Annotated in this window: 7 protein-coding genes and 1 pseudogene; 6 read left to right on the top strand and 2 right to left on the bottom strand. The window is 70.7% G+C overall.

The window, feature by feature from the left end; genetic code table 11:
* The 4 genes and pseudogenes from VR894_RS04050 to VR894_RS04065 all read left to right on the top strand — a co-directional run.
* Positions 1-8,333, top strand: an 8,333-nt coding sequence (locus VR894_RS04050; protein ID WP_324650059.1) for a PA14 domain-containing protein, incomplete at its 5' end; no start/stop codon positions are given.
* Positions 8,334-8,636: 303 nt separating this feature from the next.
* Positions 8,637-10,889: a collagen-binding domain-containing protein gene (locus VR894_RS04055; protein WP_324650060.1), complete on the top strand. Its 2,253-nt coding sequence runs from the start codon at positions 8,637-8,639 to the stop codon at positions 10,887-10,889.
* A gap of 86 nt (positions 10,890-10,975) precedes the next feature.
* Entirely contained in the window at positions 10,976-12,361 is a 1,386-nt protein-coding gene (locus VR894_RS04060; protein ID WP_324650061.1) for a SpaH/EbpB family LPXTG-anchored major pilin, read from the top strand.
* Between the two features lie 46 nt (positions 12,362-12,407).
* Positions 12,408-13,043, top strand: a pseudogene (locus VR894_RS04065) (class C sortase); the annotation flags it as partial.
* Between the two features lie 144 nt (positions 13,044-13,187).
* Here VR894_RS04065 and VR894_RS04070 read toward each other — a convergent pair.
* Positions 13,188-14,084: an RNA polymerase sigma-70 factor gene (locus VR894_RS04070; RefSeq protein WP_324650062.1), complete on the bottom strand. Its 897-nt coding sequence runs from the start codon at positions 14,082-14,084 to the stop codon at positions 13,188-13,190.
* 23 nt (positions 14,085-14,107) lie between these two features.
* Complete coding sequence (locus tag VR894_RS04075) at positions 14,108-15,304, bottom strand: NAD(P)/FAD-dependent oxidoreductase (protein WP_324650063.1); 1,197 nt, start codon at positions 15,302-15,304, stop codon at positions 14,108-14,110.
* A 167-nt stretch (positions 15,305-15,471) separates the two neighbouring features.
* Between VR894_RS04075 and VR894_RS04080 the strand changes: the two genes are divergently transcribed.
* Together VR894_RS04080 and VR894_RS04085 are read left to right on the top strand one after the other, a co-directional pair.
* On the top strand, positions 15,472-16,152 hold the full coding sequence (locus VR894_RS04080; protein ID WP_324650064.1) for a GntR family transcriptional regulator: 681 nt from the start codon (positions 15,472-15,474) through the stop codon (positions 16,150-16,152).
* Positions 16,153-16,182: 30 nt separating this feature from the next.
* Positions 16,183-17,148 (top strand): tripartite tricarboxylate transporter substrate binding protein, encoded by a 966-nt coding sequence (locus tag VR894_RS04085; protein WP_324650065.1) that lies wholly within the window; start codon positions 16,183-16,185, stop codon positions 17,146-17,148.
* The last annotated feature ends 17 nt before the right edge of the window (positions 17,149-17,165 follow it).

Below are 17,165 nucleotides of genomic sequence, written 5' to 3' on the forward strand. Positions count from 1 at the left end.
GTGCTGGGACGTATGAGTTCCAGGCCCAGGCCGATGACGGCGTGCGGGTCTACGTCGATGACGAGCTGGTGATCGACAAGTGGTCCAAGAGCTCATGGAGCACTGTCTACAACGGTCAGATCGATCTCACCGAGGGTGAGCACACGATCGTGGTGGAGTACTTCGAGGCCACCGGCGCTGCCCGCGTCAGCTTCGACTACTTCGAGGTCACCCCGGGTGAGCCGCAGGCATGTGCTCCGGGTGAGTGGGCTGCGGAGTACTTCGATGGGCGTGAGCTGGCGGGTGATGTGGTCTCCCGTGAGTGCCTGAGTGCGGTCGACAAGAACTGGTACAACACCGGTGGTCCGGCTGGGCTGGGCTACAGCAACTTCTCGGCTCGCTTCACCACGACGGTCAACGAGGGTGCTGGGACGTATGAGTTCCAGGCCCAGGCCGATGACGGCGTGCGGGTCTACGTCGATGACGAGCTGGTGATCGACAAGTGGTCCAAGAGCTCATGGAGCACTGTCTACAACGGTCAGATCGATCTCACCGAGGGTGAGCACACGATCGTGGTGGAGTACTTCGAGGCCACCGGCGCCGCACGAGTTCTCGTTGGCTACGAGCGTGTCGGTGACCCTGACGTCACCGCCCCGGAGGCGCCGACCGTTCTCACCGCGACGGCCACGGACACTGTCCAGCTGTCGTGGCAGGAAAGCGTCTCGATCGACACGGTCGGTTACCGCGTGTACCGGTCACTTGACGCGGACGTCGCCACTGACGGTGTGCCCTACTCGGGTGACACCCTCCTCGGTGACACCTCGTTCTTCGACCCGAACGTCGACCCGGGCCAGACGTACTACTACGTCGTCACCGCCGTCGACGCCGCGGGCAACGAGTCCGCTGCCTCCAACGAGGTCGAGGTCGGCATCGAGCAGATCCTGCCGGCCACCAACGTCGCCGCCTCCGCTGGCGCGGAGACCATCGGCGTCACCTGGACCGCCAGCGCCACCGAGTCGGTCGTCGGCTACTACGTCTACCGCGGTACCGCGGCGGGCGTGACCACTGACGGGGGTCCGATCTCCGGGGCCAACCCGGTCATGGGGACCAGCTTCGTCGACGACACCGCCGAGGTGGGGGTGACCTACTACTACGCGGTCACTGCCGTCGACGGCCTGGGTCGTCTGTCCGAGCTCTCGAACGAGGCGGTCGCCCAGATCTCTGAGGCGCCCGACACTGAGGCCCCCGCGGCCCCGGTCGAGCTGACCGCAGAGGCGGGCGACGGCGTCGTCAGCCTCGCGTGGTCGGCGAGCGAGTCCGAGGACACCGTCGGCTACAACGTCCGGCGCGACCTCGAGGTGGGCGGCGCAGCGGACGGGGAGCTGATCACCAGCACGCCGGTCAGCGCCCTCACGTTCGACGACACTGCGGTGACGAACGGGACGACGTACTTCTACGTCGTCACCGCCGTCGACGCGGCCGGCAACGAGTCCGCGACCTCTCCTGAGGCCTACGCCGTCCCGCGGCCGGTCAACGACGTCGACGTCAGCGTCGACTTCACGGCCGCCACCGCACCCGTCGCCTCCGGCTACCTCCGGGACTACGGGCAGGCGTACGGCGCCCGTACCGGCGCAGACCAGGGCTCCGGCCTCATCTACGGGTGGACGACGGCGGACGGCAACCCCGTCAGCCTCGTCGGCAACGCCCGTGACCGCGAGCGCGCCGGCATCGACGAGCGGCTCGACTCGATCATCCACATGCAGTACGGAGACGTCGAGGGCACCAACGGCGTCGACACCGAGGGCACCTGGGAGCTCGCCGTCCCCGACGGCCTCTACGAGGTCACCGTCGCGGTCGGCGACGAGCCGGGTGGCACTAACGGCTACGACTCCCTCCACGTGCTCAACGTCGAGGCCGCCGTCGGTATCGAGGCCTTCCAGGCCACGACGGCCGAGGAGTACCACGTCGCCACGACCACTGTCGGCGTCTGGGACGGTCGCCTGACCATCAGCCCCCAGGGCGGGACGAACACCAAGCTCGCCTACGTCGAGGTCGTCGGCCAGCCGATGGCCCCGCACGTGGACACCGTCCTCCCGGACAACCGGGAGACGGACCACGGCCTCGCTGCCGGTGTCTCCTCGACCATCCGCATCCCCTACGCGGGTGTCGGCGTCGACCCGACCACCCTCCAGGGCAACGTCCACCTCTACGAGCTGCCCGCGGGCACGCCCGTCGAGGTGACCGTCGGGACCTCCGGCGGCAACGACGTCATCTCCCTGGACCCGGTCGGTGGGCTCGAGGCGAACACCAGCTACCGGTTCGTCGTCACGAGCGGCGTCAAGGACAACTTCGGCGCCTCCTTCGTCCCCTTCACCTCGGTGTTCACCACCGGGGCCGGCGAGGTCGTCGGCGGCGGGGACGAGTTCACCCCGCTGACGAACATCGCCTTCGAGAAGGTGGAGCTCCCGATCGGGGCGAACAAGTACTGGTCGTCCTTCACCTTCGGGCCGGACGGCAAGCTCTACGGCACCACCATCGGCCAGGGCCTGTGGCGGTACACCGTGAACGAGGACGGCACGCTGTCCAACGCGGAGAGCCTCGGCCAGTTCGGGTACGCCATGATCGGCATCGTCTTCGACCGCGACTCGACGGCGGACGACCTCCGCCTGTGGGTCACGAAGACCAGCGCGAACGTGAGCAACGAGTCGAACAAGTGGATCAGCGGGATCAGCTACCTCAGCGGTCCGAACCTCGAGAACGAGGTGGAGATCTTCGACAACCTGCCCCGCTCGCAGTCCGACCACCTGACGAACTCCCTCGCCTACGGGCCCGACGGACGGCTCTACGTCCTGCAGGGCTCCAACCAGGCGGCCGGTGACCTCGACAACGCGTGGGGTCAGCGCGGCGAGACGCTCCTGACGGCGGCGACCCTGGTCTGGGACCAGGACGACCCGCAGATCCAGGCAGCCATGAACGGCGCGGGTCCGATCGACGTCAAGACGGCCGAGGGCGGTACCTACGACCCCTTCGACCCGAACGCGCCGCTGAAGATCTTCGCCAGCGGCATCCGCAACGCCTACGACCTCGTCTGGCACTCCAACGGCCACCTGTACGTGCCGACCAACGGCACGGCGGGCGGGGCGAACAGCCCCGGCGTCACGGTCAACGGCGACGGGACGTTCACCCGCGAGGCTGCGGCCGGCATCCCCGGCTTCTCCTCGGTGGACGGGCTCGACTACACCGCCGCCTGCCTCGACCGGCGCATCGACGGTGAGCCGTACACCGGCGGATCCGTGCCGCCGATCGCCAACCACCCGACTCAGCGCGACCACCTGTACCGGGTGGAGGAGGGCGGCTACTACGGCCACCCGAACCCCGAGCGGTGCGAGTGGGTGCTGCACGAGGGCAACGACCCGGCCAACCCGCCCACGGCGGCCGGCCAGGGTGGCTCGAAGTACGCCTCCGGTCAGCTTCCCGACCCGAACTACCGGGGCGTGGAGTGGGACCTCGGGTTCAACAAGTCCCCGAACGGTGCGCTCGAGTACAAGTCGGAGACCTTCGGCGGCCAGCTCAAGGGCCGGCTCGTCGTCACCCGGTTCTCCAACAACAACGACCTGCTGTTCCTCCAGGTCGACTCCACGACGGGTGAGGTGCTCGGCGAGCAGACCTCGACGGGTCTCACCGGCGTGCCGAACTCGACCATGACGGGCGTCGACGGGTTCAACGACCCGCTCGAGGTCGTCGAGGACCCGAGCACGGGCAACCTGTACGTCAACCAGTACAACCGCGGCGGGTCGGACCAGAAGCTGTTCCTGCTGCGCGTGCCGGCGGACCAGCAGGCCCCGAGCCTCACGGCCTCGGCCGACGAGCTCGTCTTCTCCAGCGTCATCAACACCACCTCGGCGGGCAAGTCGCTGACGGTGACGAACGAGTCCACGGACTCGGTCACGCTCGCTCGCACCGTCGTCGGTGCCAACCCGGGCGAGTTCACCGTCACCGGTGGCGCCACGACCCTCGCCGCCGGGGCGAGCACCACCTTCGCGGTGGCGTTCAAGCCGGGCTCGACCGTCGGGCAGCGCGAGGCGGTGCTCCGGGTCACCACCGGTGACCAGGTGATCGACGTCGGGCTGTACGGCCTGGCGATGGCGGGCATCGAGGGCAGCAAGGAGCCCACGTTCCAGGACGTGGTGGGCACCCTCGGGTACGACATCAACGTCGGCTGGACCAACCTCGCCGGCGGCATGGACCCCGCCGCCAAGGGCGACGAGGTGCTCGAGCCGCTGTTCGTCAAGGCGGGCTCCGGCTCGGTGACGATGCAGCCGGTCGCGCACTACGCACCGAAGGAGCACCTGCCCTTCGGGTGGTACACGGGTGACGGCTCGGAAGCCGAGCGCAGCGTCATCGCGCAGATCGACACCTCCGGGTACCAGTCGCTGCTGCCGCCCATCACGGCGGGTGGCACGACCACGTTCAACCCGGGGAGCGCCGAGTTCGGCTTCTTCTACCACTCCGGGGTGTTCGACCGGTACGGCTTCACGGAGGACCGGCTCAACTCGCCCGCCTCCGCGGCCCACCGGGCCCGGATCTACCCGGCGAGCGACCGCGACGGCACGCCCATCCGCAACGCCTACATCGTGGCGTTCGAGGACGCGAGCAACGGTGACTACCAGGACTACGTGTTCCTCGTCACCGGTGTCCGCCCCGCGGGGGACGAGCCGCCGCCGCCAGACCCCACCGGTGACCCGGTGCGGATCAACTTCTCCAACCAGGCTGCCGCACTTCCCACGGGTTACCTGCGGGACTTCGGCCAGCCGTTCGGAGCGCGGACCCGCGCCGACCAGGGCACGGGACTGACCTTCGGGTGGAAGAACCAGGTCAACGGTGAGGTCATCGACCTCTCGACCGGCGGGACGAGCGGACCCGGCAACGGCCGGGACCGCAACACCTCGCAGTCGGACCAGCGGCTCGACACGCTCATGCACATGCAGTCGCAGGACGTGACGGACAACGGGAACACCTTCAACGGCGTCTCGGCGCGTGCCTTCTGGGAGCTCGCGCTCCCGACCGGGACGTACCGCGTGACCGTGGCCGCCGGTGACCCGACGGTCAACTCCGACCCCGAGCAGCACGTCATCAACCTCGAGGGCGAGCAGGTGATCGCCCCCTTCACCCCGAGCGGTGCGGTGGGCACGAACACCCGGCACACGACCGCCACGGCGGACGTCGTCGTCGACGACGGATTCCTCACCGTCGACGCCCTCGGCGGGACCAACACGAAGATCAACTACATCGACGTGACCCCGCTCGAGGTCGACGAGGGCCCGGACGACCCGAGCGACGGCGCAGCCGTCAAGGTCAACTTCCAGACGGCGGCCGCGCCGACGCCCTCGGGCTGGTTCGCGGACACCGGTGCGGCCTTCGACGCCGAGGACGGCTACGGCTGGATCGTCGACGGCGCACCCGCCGACCGGAGCGCCGCCATGCGGTACCGCACGACTCCGACGTCGGGCATCACCTTCGTCAACGACCCGCTGCTCCAGACCTTCACGATCCTGGACAACACGCAGGTCACCTCGTTGACGAACGGCACCTGGGAGTACGAGCTGCCCAACGGCACCTACGAGGTCGCTGCGGCCGTGGGTGACTCCGGGTACGTCGACTCCACCCACACGGTCCTCGCCGAGGGGCAGCCGGTGATCAACGGGTTCGTGCCGACCAACACGAACCCCCACCAGACGGGTGTGCGGACGGTGGAGGTCACCGACGGTCGGCTGACCATCACCAGCGGCGGGACCAACACCAAGCTCGCCTGGGTGACCATCGACGGCGAGGGGCTCGGCGGGGAGGAGCCCGTACCCACGGAGAGCGTGCAGGTGGCGTTCGCCCCGGAGGCGGCTCCGACCACGGCGGGCTGGATCACCGAGACCGGCGGCGCCTACTCGGCGGTGCGCGGGCACGGCTGGCTCGATGCGTCCACCGGCAACCCGGTGAGCCGCATGGAGGCGACCAGGTACCGCTCCGCCCCCAGCGGGGGGATCGCGTACCCCACGGACGACATCCGCAAGTCCTTCGCGTTCCTGGACAACGCCACCCAGCCCACCTACACCAACGGGATCTGGGAGTACGCGCTGGGCAACGGCACGTACGGCGTCGAGGTCTCCGTCGGGGACGCCAACTACCTCGACTCGGTGCACGGCGTGACGGTCGAGGGCGTCCCGGTCATCAGCGGCTTCGACCCGACCGCTGCCACCCCGTTCACCACCGGAAGCGGCACGGTGACGGTGACCGACGGCAAGCTCACCATGACGAACTCGGGTGAGAACACCAAGGTCAACTGGATCCGGATCACCGGCGAGGCGCTCCTCGAGCCCACCGTCGGCGTCACCGCCAACGGGTTCGCGATCGACGACTCCTACGCCGGCGGTCCGGCCGAGATCGTGGTCTCGGCCGACGCCCCCGGGGACGCGACGATCGCGTCGCTGACGTACACGCTCAACGGTGGTGCGCCGACCAGCTACACCGGGCCGTTCACGCTCGGCGTCGGTCAGCACGTCCTGGCGATCACGGCGACCGACAGCGAGGACCGCACCACGGTCCGCGAGGTCACGCTGGACATCTTCGACGTCGGCGGCGTCATGGACGTCCGCAACGAGCAGGTCACCCGGCTCGGCGGGGAGCCCATCCCCGGCATGTCCGAGGACTGGGTCACCCTGCACCGCATCAACAGCGGCGTCACGACCCACGAGGTCATCGACACCGCCACCCTCACGGTGACCAACGACGGTGCGGAGGACCTGCGGGTGGCCGACGTGTCGCTCTCCGGCCCGAACGCCGCCGACTTCACGGTCACCGGCGCGCCGGAGACACCGTTCGTCGTCGAGCCGGGCGCCTCCGTCCCGCTGGAGGTCACGTTCACGGCGATCGCCGGGGGCAAGGGCATCCGGGCCGCTCAGCTGGACCTCACCTCGAGCGACCCGACGTCACCCGTCACCACCATCCAGGTGCGCGGTGGGTACATGACCGCACCCGAGGGAGGCAACGAGCTCTCGCTCAACCAGCTGTCGGCGCTCTTCGGCTGGACGACCAACATCGGTAACCTGCAGAACGGCGACGAGATGCGGACGTCCGCGCTCAACGGGGACGAGGTGCGCTCCCTGCTGTGGAAGCGGGCCGACACCTCCAAGCCCGTCGTCGTGCGTCAGATCGGCGCCTTCCACGGCTGCTGTGGGCAGCAGGAGACGATCAACATCTCCGGCACCTCCGCCACGCACAGCGCGCCGTACGGACAGTCGATCCTGCCGCTGAACAACCAGGGCAACCCGACGCAGCTGTCCACCAGCCCGACGGGTGAGTTCGGCATCGTGATCAGCGGTCAGACGACCAACAACCCGAACTACATGGCCGCCAAGACCTGGCCGGTCATCGACCAGGACGGCGAGCACGTGCCCGGGTCGTGGATCGTCGGCCACGACTACATCTCCTCGCCGAACCAGTGCGGCATCGGAGCGACGAACTGCGACTACCAGGACAACGTCTACCTCGTCACCAACGTCTTCCCCGTGACGCCCCACTCCGGGACGGCACCCGCCGCGCCGGCGGGGCTCAGCGCGGAGGTCGTCGACGAGACGGTCGAGCTGTCCTGGACCGCGACCACGGAGGACGACGTCATCGGCTACCACGTCGAGCGCGCCACCTCCGCGTCCGGCCCGTGGAGCCGGGTGACCAACACCAGCCCGGTGACCGGGACGTCGTTCACGGACACGAACCTGCCGTCCGCGGAGACCGCGTACTACCGGGTCCTCGCGGTCGACTTCTCGGGCACGGTGTCCGCGGCCTCGGCCGCGGTGGAGGCCCAGCTCCCCGAGCTCAGCGAGGCGCCGGTCCGGATCAACGCCGGCGGTGGAGCGGTGAGCACCGGTGGGCACCAGTGGCTCGCCGACTCGATGTTCGCCGGCGGCAAGATGTACTCGAACAGCTCGGTGACCTCGATCGCCGGGACCACCGACGACGTCCTCTACCTCACTGAGCGCAGTGCGGAGACGAACCTCGGGACGTTCGGGTACAACGTCGGCGTCAACGGCGGCGAGTACCTCGTGCGGCTGCACTTCGCCGAGATCTACCACGGCGCGACCGGTGGTGGGGCCGGCGGGACCGGGAAGCGCGTGTTCAGCGTGAACCTCGAGGGCGGACCGGTCGAGGTCGCCAACCTCGACCTGAACGCCGTGGTGGCGCCGATGACGGCCCACGTCGTGGAGGTGCCCGTCACGGTCACCGACGGGAACCTCGACATCGACTTCTCGGCCACGGTGAACCAGCCGAAGGTCAGCGCGATCGAGGTCATCCCGGCGGGCTGACCGCCACCTTCCCGCGGCGTGCTCGCCGAGCGAGCACGCCGCGGGACTCAGACCCCCGGCCCGTTCGAATCTACCGCCCGAGATTCGAACGGGTCGGGGCCTTTTCCTGTGTTCCCGCCGACGCGACTGTGCGTCGGCTGCTTAGTCATGTGTGGCGAACGTCACAGCCCCTATCTCGCATCCTTCTAAAGTCGCAGCCGATGGGTAGTCACAAGTAGGAGAAACGTCTGCAGGCCGCCGGCCTGCGGACCCTCCGACTCGGGCACCGCGGCGATCTCGGGCCCGCAGCCACTTGGGGGCGATGTGGGCACTCACGAGCACTCCCTTCCGCCTCCGCGGAAGAAGCTGCAGGCCGCGCTGCTCGCGGCTCTCGCAGTGGTGGTCCTCGCCGGGGCCGGCGTCGTGAGCTCCAGCGCCCCGGCCGCACAGTCGCCCGGTGAGACGTTCAACCCCTTCGTGGCCAACCGCGGGTTCACCGTCGTGGCGCGTGGCAACGCCGTCCTCGGCAACGGCGAGCTCGCGGGGTCCGTCGCCGCCTTCGGCTCGCTGGCCTCGACCGTCCACAACTACCCCGTCCGGCACTACGCGGCCGGGCTGCGGGACTACGTGGTGCCCCTCATCGACGGGGAGCCCGTTCGCATCCTCGCGACGACGTTCACCGGCGTCGGCAACATCGACCTCACCAACGCCAACGCCACACCGGACTCGCCGGAGTCCCGCGCCATCGCCAAGTTCGTCGATACGCAGGGCCTGCGCGCCGTCCTCGCCGAGCCCGGTGCGTACACCCGCGTGGTCAACCCGGCGTCGACCGCCGACTACGAGGGCAACCTGGACGCGAAGGCCCTCCCGTACACGCAGGACGTCATCCAGCGCCGGGTGCAGGCGGACCTCGGCAGCGTCGGCGCGTACTTCGACGTGGACGCGCAACTGACGCAGGCAGACCAGTGCCTGTCGGCGATGTACGGCGCCCAGCCGGCCGTGGTGAACAACGTCGGCCTCACCGACACCGGCTCCGAGCTGGTCGTCACCAGCTTCGACGACACCCGCCCGAACGTGCTGTCCTACGCCGCCATCGCGGGCAGGACGATCAAGCGGGAGGGTGCAGCGGTCGGCTACGTCCCGAGCGCGCAGGCGCCCCTGGTCATCACCGTGCCCGCCGGCACCACGCGCATCGGGCGCATCAACATCGAGGGCTGGTCGGCCAACGCCGGCGAACAGCAGTCCTACGCCCGGCACATCCTGCTCGACCTCTCCGCCGTCACCGGCACCGTGACGATGGACGAGCTCGAGCTCGGGGCCATCTGGGCACCGCGCGCGAACCTGTCGTACAGCTCCGGTGTCACCGCGAACGGCCAGTGGTTCGCCAACAACGTCACCACCGCCGGCGGCGGCGCGATCAACCACCACAGCTTCCTCGGCGAGCTGCCCTGCCCCCGCACCGGCGACCTCTCGCTGACGAAGATCGTGTCCGGGGACGGCGCCGCGCTCGTCGGCGACGCGACGTTCACCTTCGACGTGACCATCGACGGCCAGAGCCACGCGGTGAGCCTGGCCGACGGCGAGTCCCGGCTGTTCGCCGACCTGCCGGCGGGCACCAGGGTCTCGGTCGCGGAGCGGCCGGTGACCGTGCCGGAGGGCGCCGTCTTCGCCGGGGTCGACTACCGGGCCGACGGCACCCTCATCGACCCTGTGGCCCTCACGATCGTGGCCGACACGCACCTCGCTGTCGTGGCCACCAACACCTTCGGCCTCGAGGCGGACACGCTCCTCACCCTGGTCAAGGACGTCGCACCGGGGAACCCGGCCGACTGGACGCTCACCGCCACGGCCGGTGACGGCCACCCCGTCGTCACCGGCGCGGGCACCGCCACCGGTCCGGTGACGGCAGGCGTGACGTACGCCCTCACCGAGAGCGGCGGCCCGGCCGAGTACGTCCAGGACGGCGCGTGGCGGTGCACCTACCCCCGGGACGACGGGACCCTCGCCGCTGTCGACGCAAGCACGGGCGCCGTCGTCGTCCCCCGTGCCACGCACGTCACCTGCACGGTCACCAACGTCGCCGCCACCCTCACCGTGCTCAAGGTCGTCACCGGGGAGTCCGGCCTCGGGCCGGCCGACTGGGCGCTGACCGCCACCCCGGGCGCGGGAGTCGACGGTCTCGGCGCGACCACCGTGGCGGGCGCGACGACCCCCACGAGCGGCAACACCTTCCCCCTCCGCCCCGAGCACCAGTACGCGCTCACCGAGCAGCCCGTCGGCACGCACCTCAGCCCCTCGCTGCAGGTGGCCGTCGAGCGCTACGTCGGACCCGCGCCGCACGCGCCGGACCACACGACCCGGTCCCACTGGGAGCCGGTGGACCCGTCGGCCATCACGGTGGACCGCGGCATGCACGAGGTCTACCGGTTCGTCACCTTCGTCCCGACCCCGCTCGCGCTCCCGGCGCTCGGCGGCATCGGCACGTCCTCACTCGTCATGACCGGAGGCGCTGTCACGGCCGCCGGTCTCACCGTCGGCGTCGTCCTCCACCGGCGCCGCACCCGGGGCCTCACGTGACCACGCCCCGCCCCACACACGCGCCGAGTGCTCATGACGAGCCGCTCGGACCCACCCCGCTGGCCGGGAGAACAGGAGCTCGACCCATGACCATCCTCCGCACGAGACTGGGGGCGGCGCTCGCCGTCGCCGCCCTCGCCGTCGTCGGGCTTCCCGGCACGGGCGCGGCGGCCGCCGTCGCGCCGTCCACCGCGAACATCGACCCGACCGCGAGCGGGTCGCTCACCATCACCAGCCTCGCCCGCACCGGCGACGACGCCGTCACACCGGCCCCCGTCGAGGGCGTCACCTTCACCGTCCAGCAGGTCACGTCCTACAACGGCGAGCCGGTCGACCTCACCACGCCAGAGGGCTGGCAGACCATCGACGGCATCACCGTCGACGACGTCCCGAACGCCGTCCTCGCGGCCGGTACCGCACGGACGACGGCCGCGGACGGGACGGCCACGTTCGGCCCGCTGCCGCTCGGCCTGTACTACGTCACCGAGACGGGCAGCCCCGCTCACGTCGCGGCCCGTACCGTGCCGTTCCTCGTGACGCTCCCGCACCCGGACACGACAGCCGGCACCTGGACCTACGACGTGTCCGTCTCCCCGAAGAGCTCGGTCGCCTCGGCGGGCAAGCAGGTGGACGACGACGGCGCCCTCGCCCTGGGCAGCACCGTCACGTGGACGCTCAGCGGCTCGGTCCCGCCGCCGCCGGACGGCGGGACGCTCGAGCAGTACGTCGTCACCGACCGGTTGGACGAGCGCCTCAGCTACCTGGGGGACACGGTCACCGTCACGACGACGCCGAGCGCCGCGCTGGGGGCGGGGGACTACGCGGTGACCTACGCCGACCGCCTGCTGACCGTCGAGCTCACCCCGGCCGGCCTGAGCAAGCTCGCAGGCATTGGCTCCGTCACGTCCGAGCTCGCCGTCACCTTCGACACCGAGGTCCTCGCCATCGGCGACGGCACCATCGAGAACCAGGCCGCGTTCACCATCGGGCAGGCCACCTTCAGCCCGCAGGCGGTGACCCAGTGGGGCGCCGTCGAGATCTACAAGCACGTCGAGGGCGACACGGGCGCGCCGCTGTCCGGCGCCGTCTTCGAGGCCTACGCGACCGCGAGCGACGCGGCGGCACGCACGAACGCGCTTGAGATCTGGGTCGGTGACAAGGACGTCTCCCAGTTCATCACCGGTGAGGACGGCCTGGTGCTCCTGCCCGGCTTCTCGGCCGGGGAGACCGTCTACCTGGCCGAGGTGCAGGCACCCGCGGGCTACACGGCGTCCGACGAGGTCTACCAGGTGGTCGTCACGGCCGGCTCGGTCCCGCAGCGCGTCTCGGTGGCCAACAGCCAGCGGACCGGCGTGGACCTGCCCGTCCTGGGTGCCCAGGGCATGGCGCTGGCCGGGCTTGTCGGCCTGGGCCTCATCGGCGGGGGCGTGGGGCTGGGCGTCGCGAGCAGGCGCCGCAGGTCCGTCGGCTAGGTCCCGGCGCCTCTGGAGTCCCGCGGTGACGACGCTGAGCAGGAGGATGCGCCTGGCCATCGCCCTGCTCGTGTGGGGCGGCGTGATGGTCATGCTCTACGCACCGACGGCGATGTGGCTGGAGCAGGCGGAACAGAGCCGGGCCAACGACGCGCTCGCGAACACGACGCGCGCGACGAGCCCCGCGGAGCGCTCCCGCATGGCCGAGCGGGCACGGGAGTACAACGAGGCGCTGCTCTACGGCATCGGCGTGGACTCCTTCGACTACGGGTCGACGCTCACGGTGGGCCGGACCGACATCATGGCCCGGCTGCGGATCCCCTCGATCGGCCTGGACCAGCCGGTCCGCCACGGGATGAGCGAGGAGGTGCTCAGCCGGGCGCTCGGGCACGTCGAGGGGACCAGCCTGCCGGTCGGCGGGCCGAGCACCAACGCCGTCATCGGCGGGCACCGGGGACTGCCCACCGCGACCGCGTTCACCTACCTCAACCAGGTGCAGGTGGGCGACGAGGTGGTCGTCGAGGTCGCGGGCGAGGTGCTCACCTACGCGGCCGTCAGCTACGAGGTCCTGCCGCCCGGGGACGCCGAGCACCAGCCGGTCCAGCTGGGCCGCGACCTCCTGACGATGATCACCTGCACGCCGCTGGGCATGAACACCGAGCGCATCGTCGTCGTCGCGGAGCGGGTGGAGACGCCGGCCGACGCGGTCGCGGGAGCCCCGTCCGACCTGCCCCGGTTCCCGTGGTGGGCCGTCGCGGCCGGCACGGTGACGCTCGGCGGCGTCGTGTTCGTCGCCCGGCCGACGAGAGGTGCACCCGCGGACGGCTCAGCGCCGTGCCAGCGGGATCTCGGCGTCGATCCGGGAGAGCTTGTGAGGGTTGCGGACGTAGTAGATCCCGGCGATCTGCCCGTCGAGGACCTGGGCGACGAAGATGCCGTCCAGCTCACCGTCCAGGGTGACGAGGAGGGCGGGGTGCCCGTTGACCGCGGTGTGCTGCGCGGCGAGGGTGCCGCCGGCCTTGCGCATGCCGCCGACGAACAGGCGGGCGACCTTGTCGGCGCCTCGGACGGGGTTGGGGACGGCCTGCTTGATCCCGCCGCCGTCGGCGAGGACGACGACGTCGGGGGCCAGCACGTCCATCAGCGTCTGGACGTCACCGGTCTCGACCGAGACCTTGAAGGCCTCCAGCGCGGTCCGCGTCTCCGCGGGTGAGGCGGGCCGGCGGGGGCGGCGGGCCCGGACGTGGCCGCGGGCGCGGTGGGCGATCTGCCGGACCGCCTCGGGGGACTTCTCCACGGCGTCGGCGATCTCGTCGTAGGGGAAGCCGAAGGACTCGTGCAGGACGAACACGGCCCGCTCGGTGGGGGAGAGCGCCTCGAGGACGACCATGAGGGCCATCGAGACGCTCTCGGCGAGCAGCACGTCCTCGGCGACGTCGGGCGAGGTGAGCAGCGGCTCGGGCAGCCACTGCCCGACGTAGTCCTCCTTGCGCCGCTGCAGCGTGCGCACCCGGTTCAGTGCCTGCCGGGTGGCGATCCGCACCAGGTAGGCGCGCCGGTCACGGACCTCGGTGAGGTCCACGTCGACCCACCGCAGCCAGGTCTCCTGCAGCACGTCCTCGGCGTCGGTGGCGGAGCCGAGGATCTCGTAGGCCACGGTGAAGAGCAGGTTGCGGTGAGCGACGAAGGCGTCGGTCGCCTCGACGACGGACTCGTCTGTCATGGTCGGCCTCCTCGACGTGCCGCTCAGTCTGCCCGCGCCTCGTCGAGGACGACAGGGGCCGCGGACCGGAGACGTCGCGCGCGGCGCGGGTCCTGCACCGCCGTGAGCGTGGCGATCAGCGCCGGGTGGCGGGCGACCAGGCTCAGCGAGGCGCGGTTGCCCGCGGTGACGGACTCCTTGAACCACGCGCCGGCACGGCCGCCCACGTGGAGGGCGATCGCGGTGTCGTCACGCCGGGCGACCTGCAGCACGCCCGCGCTACGCCCGATGCTGAGGCACTGGCCGGGCACCGACACCGCGACGGGCTTGGGCGCGTGCCCCGCGACGCGGCGCAGCACCGTGGCGGCCGCGTGCGCACCGAGGGGCAGCGCGGCCGCGCAGCACATCCGGTAGGGCACTCCCGAGGGGACCGCCGAGTCCCCGGCGGCGACGATGCGATCGTCGTCGACGCTGGTGAGGGTCTCGTCGGTGAGCAGCCGCCCGACGGCGTCGGTGCTCAGCCCGCTGCGGCTCGCGAGGTCCGGGACGCCGAACCCGGCGGTCCACACAGTGACGTCGCTGGGCAGCTCGCGACCGTCGGCGAGCTGCACGGCGTGGGGCCGCACGGCGGAGACCGGAGCGTTGTCCAGCACGGTGACCCCGAGGCGGTCCAGCTGCCTGGCGACCTCCCGCCGGGCCGACGGGTGCAGGTAGGGGCCGAGCTCCTCGGCGGTGACGAGCGTGACGGAGCGGCCGAACTCGGCGAGCTCCGACGCCACCTCGATGCCGGTGGCGCCGCCACCGACGACCGTGACCGGCGCGGCCGGGCCGGCGGCCTCCAGGGCGTGCTGCAGGGCTTCCGCCTGCTCCAGGGTGCTCAGCGGGTGGGCGTGCTCGCTCGCGCCCGGCACGGTCGGTGCCGCGCCGTGGCTCCCGACGGCGTAGACCACGTAGTCGTACCCGACCGTGCCGCCTGCAGCGAGCTCGAGAGTGCGGGACGCGGCGTCGATCCGCGTCACCGAGTCGACGGTGAGCCGGACGGTGGGGGCGAGGATCTCGGTGAAGTCGACGACCGCCTCGTGCGTGCCGACCGTCCGCTGGTGCAGCCGGATGCGCTCGACGAACGAGCTCCGCGGGTTGACGAGGGTGATCCTCAGGTCCGGGTTGGTCGTGAGCCGGTTCGCGGCGATGACGCCGGCGTACCCGCCGCCGACGACCACCACGTCTGTCACGTCTGCCATGGTCTTCCACTCCTTCGGTGTCCGGTCGTGTCACTGGGGTTGTGGTCACAAGACACCGCTGGGGCGGAGAACGTGACAGGGGAGTGGCGCAGGTGAGTTGACTCACGGGGGCGGGAGACTGTTAACTGTTAACAGTCAACGAAGCCGGACATGCGTAAGGAAGCGCGTTGCTGATCGAGCCCATCAAGCAGGACTCCCTGGGGATGCAGGTTGCCGCCGAGCTGCGGCGGCTCATCGCCACGCGCCGGATCGCGCCGGACACGGTCGTCGGCGAGGAGTCGCTCGCGGCGCAGTTCGGGCTGAGCCGAGGCCCGATCCGTGAGGCGATCCGCATCCTCGCTGCGGAAGGACTCATCGAGAGCAGCGGTCGCCGGTCCGTCATCCGGGGGCTCGCGGCGGACGACATCGACGAGCTCTTCTCGTTGCGCTACGTGCTGGAGTCGGCCGCGGTGGAGTGGGCGATGGAACGCGACCCCGACCACCTCGTCCGGCTGCTCGACGACTCGCTCCGCGAGATGGAGCGCGCAGTCGAGAGCGGGAGCGCGGAGGCCTTCGCGGACGCGGACCTCCACTTCCACTCCAGCCTGTACGTCGTCGCGGGGCATCGCAGGCTCCAGGGCATCTGGGACCAGTACCGGCCCGGCATCCACCTGGTGCTGCTCGCCTCACGATCCACGTACAGCGACCTCCGCCCGTCGATCGAAAGTCACTACCGCCTGCGCGACCTCATCTCGAGCGGGGGGCTCGAGGCCGTGCGCGCGGACCTGGCGGAGCACCTGGACAACGCCCGCGGGCGTGTCCGGGAGTTCTACGAGACGGACCTCGAGTCCGAATCTCGCACTCAGTAGCACACCCCCAACCCGCAAGGAGCGGAAACTATGAAGTTTCGCAACCGTCCTGCTGCACTCCTCGTCGCGGGATTCGCCGTGACCGCGCTGGTCGCGTGCTCGTCCGACGACGGCGACGCCGCCGCCGCCAGCTACCCGGACGGCGATCTGCGGATCATCGTCCCCTACGACGCCGGAGGCGCCTCCGACCTGTCCGCGCGCACCCTCGCCAGTGAGATGGAGGAGTCCCTCGGCGTCTCGATCATCGTCGAGAACCGCTCCGGCGGTGCGGGTTCCGTCGGTCTCGCCGCACTGGCTGAGGCCGAGCCGGACGGCTACACCCTCGGCTACATGCCGGTGGAGGTCGTCATGCTCGGCCAGCAGGGCTACGACACCGACCACACGGACTACGACTACCTCGGTCAGATCGTCTCCGTGCCGGCGACCATCGCCGTCCCGGCGGACAGCCCCTACGAGACGCTGCAGGACCTCGTCGACGCTGCGACGGAGAACCCGGACACCATCACCGTGTCCAACTCCGGTGCCGGGTCCATCTGGCACGCAGCCACCACGCTGCTGAACGAGGAGACCGGCGCACAGTTCCGCCCCGTGCCCTTCGACGGCGGCGCGCCCGCGGTCAGCGCCGCCATCGGTGGCCAGGTCGACGCCGTCGTCGCCGGTGTCTCCGAGACCTCTCAGGCACACGCCGACGGACAGCTGCGCGTCCTTGCCATCCTCGCCGAAGAGCCCGCCGACGCGCTGCCCGAGGTGGAGACGGCGACCGACCAGGGCATCGACGTCGCCATCGGCGGCTGGGGGATGCTCGGAGCGCCGGCCGGACTCCCGGACGAGGTCGTCGAGGTGCTCGGCGACGCCGTCGAGGAGGCCGTCGCCTCCGATGCCTACACCGAGGTCATCGAGAGCGCCGGCAACATCCCGCAGTGGCGCAACCCCGCCGACGCGACGGAGTTCGTCAACGCCGAGGCCGACATCTTCGCGACGCTCCTCGCCGAGTGACGTGACCGGTGCGGGGG

Origin of the sequence: Georgenia sp. H159, assembly GCF_035607575.1 — a bacterium.
GTDB lineage: Bacteria > Actinomycetota > Actinomycetes > Actinomycetales > Actinomycetaceae > Oceanitalea.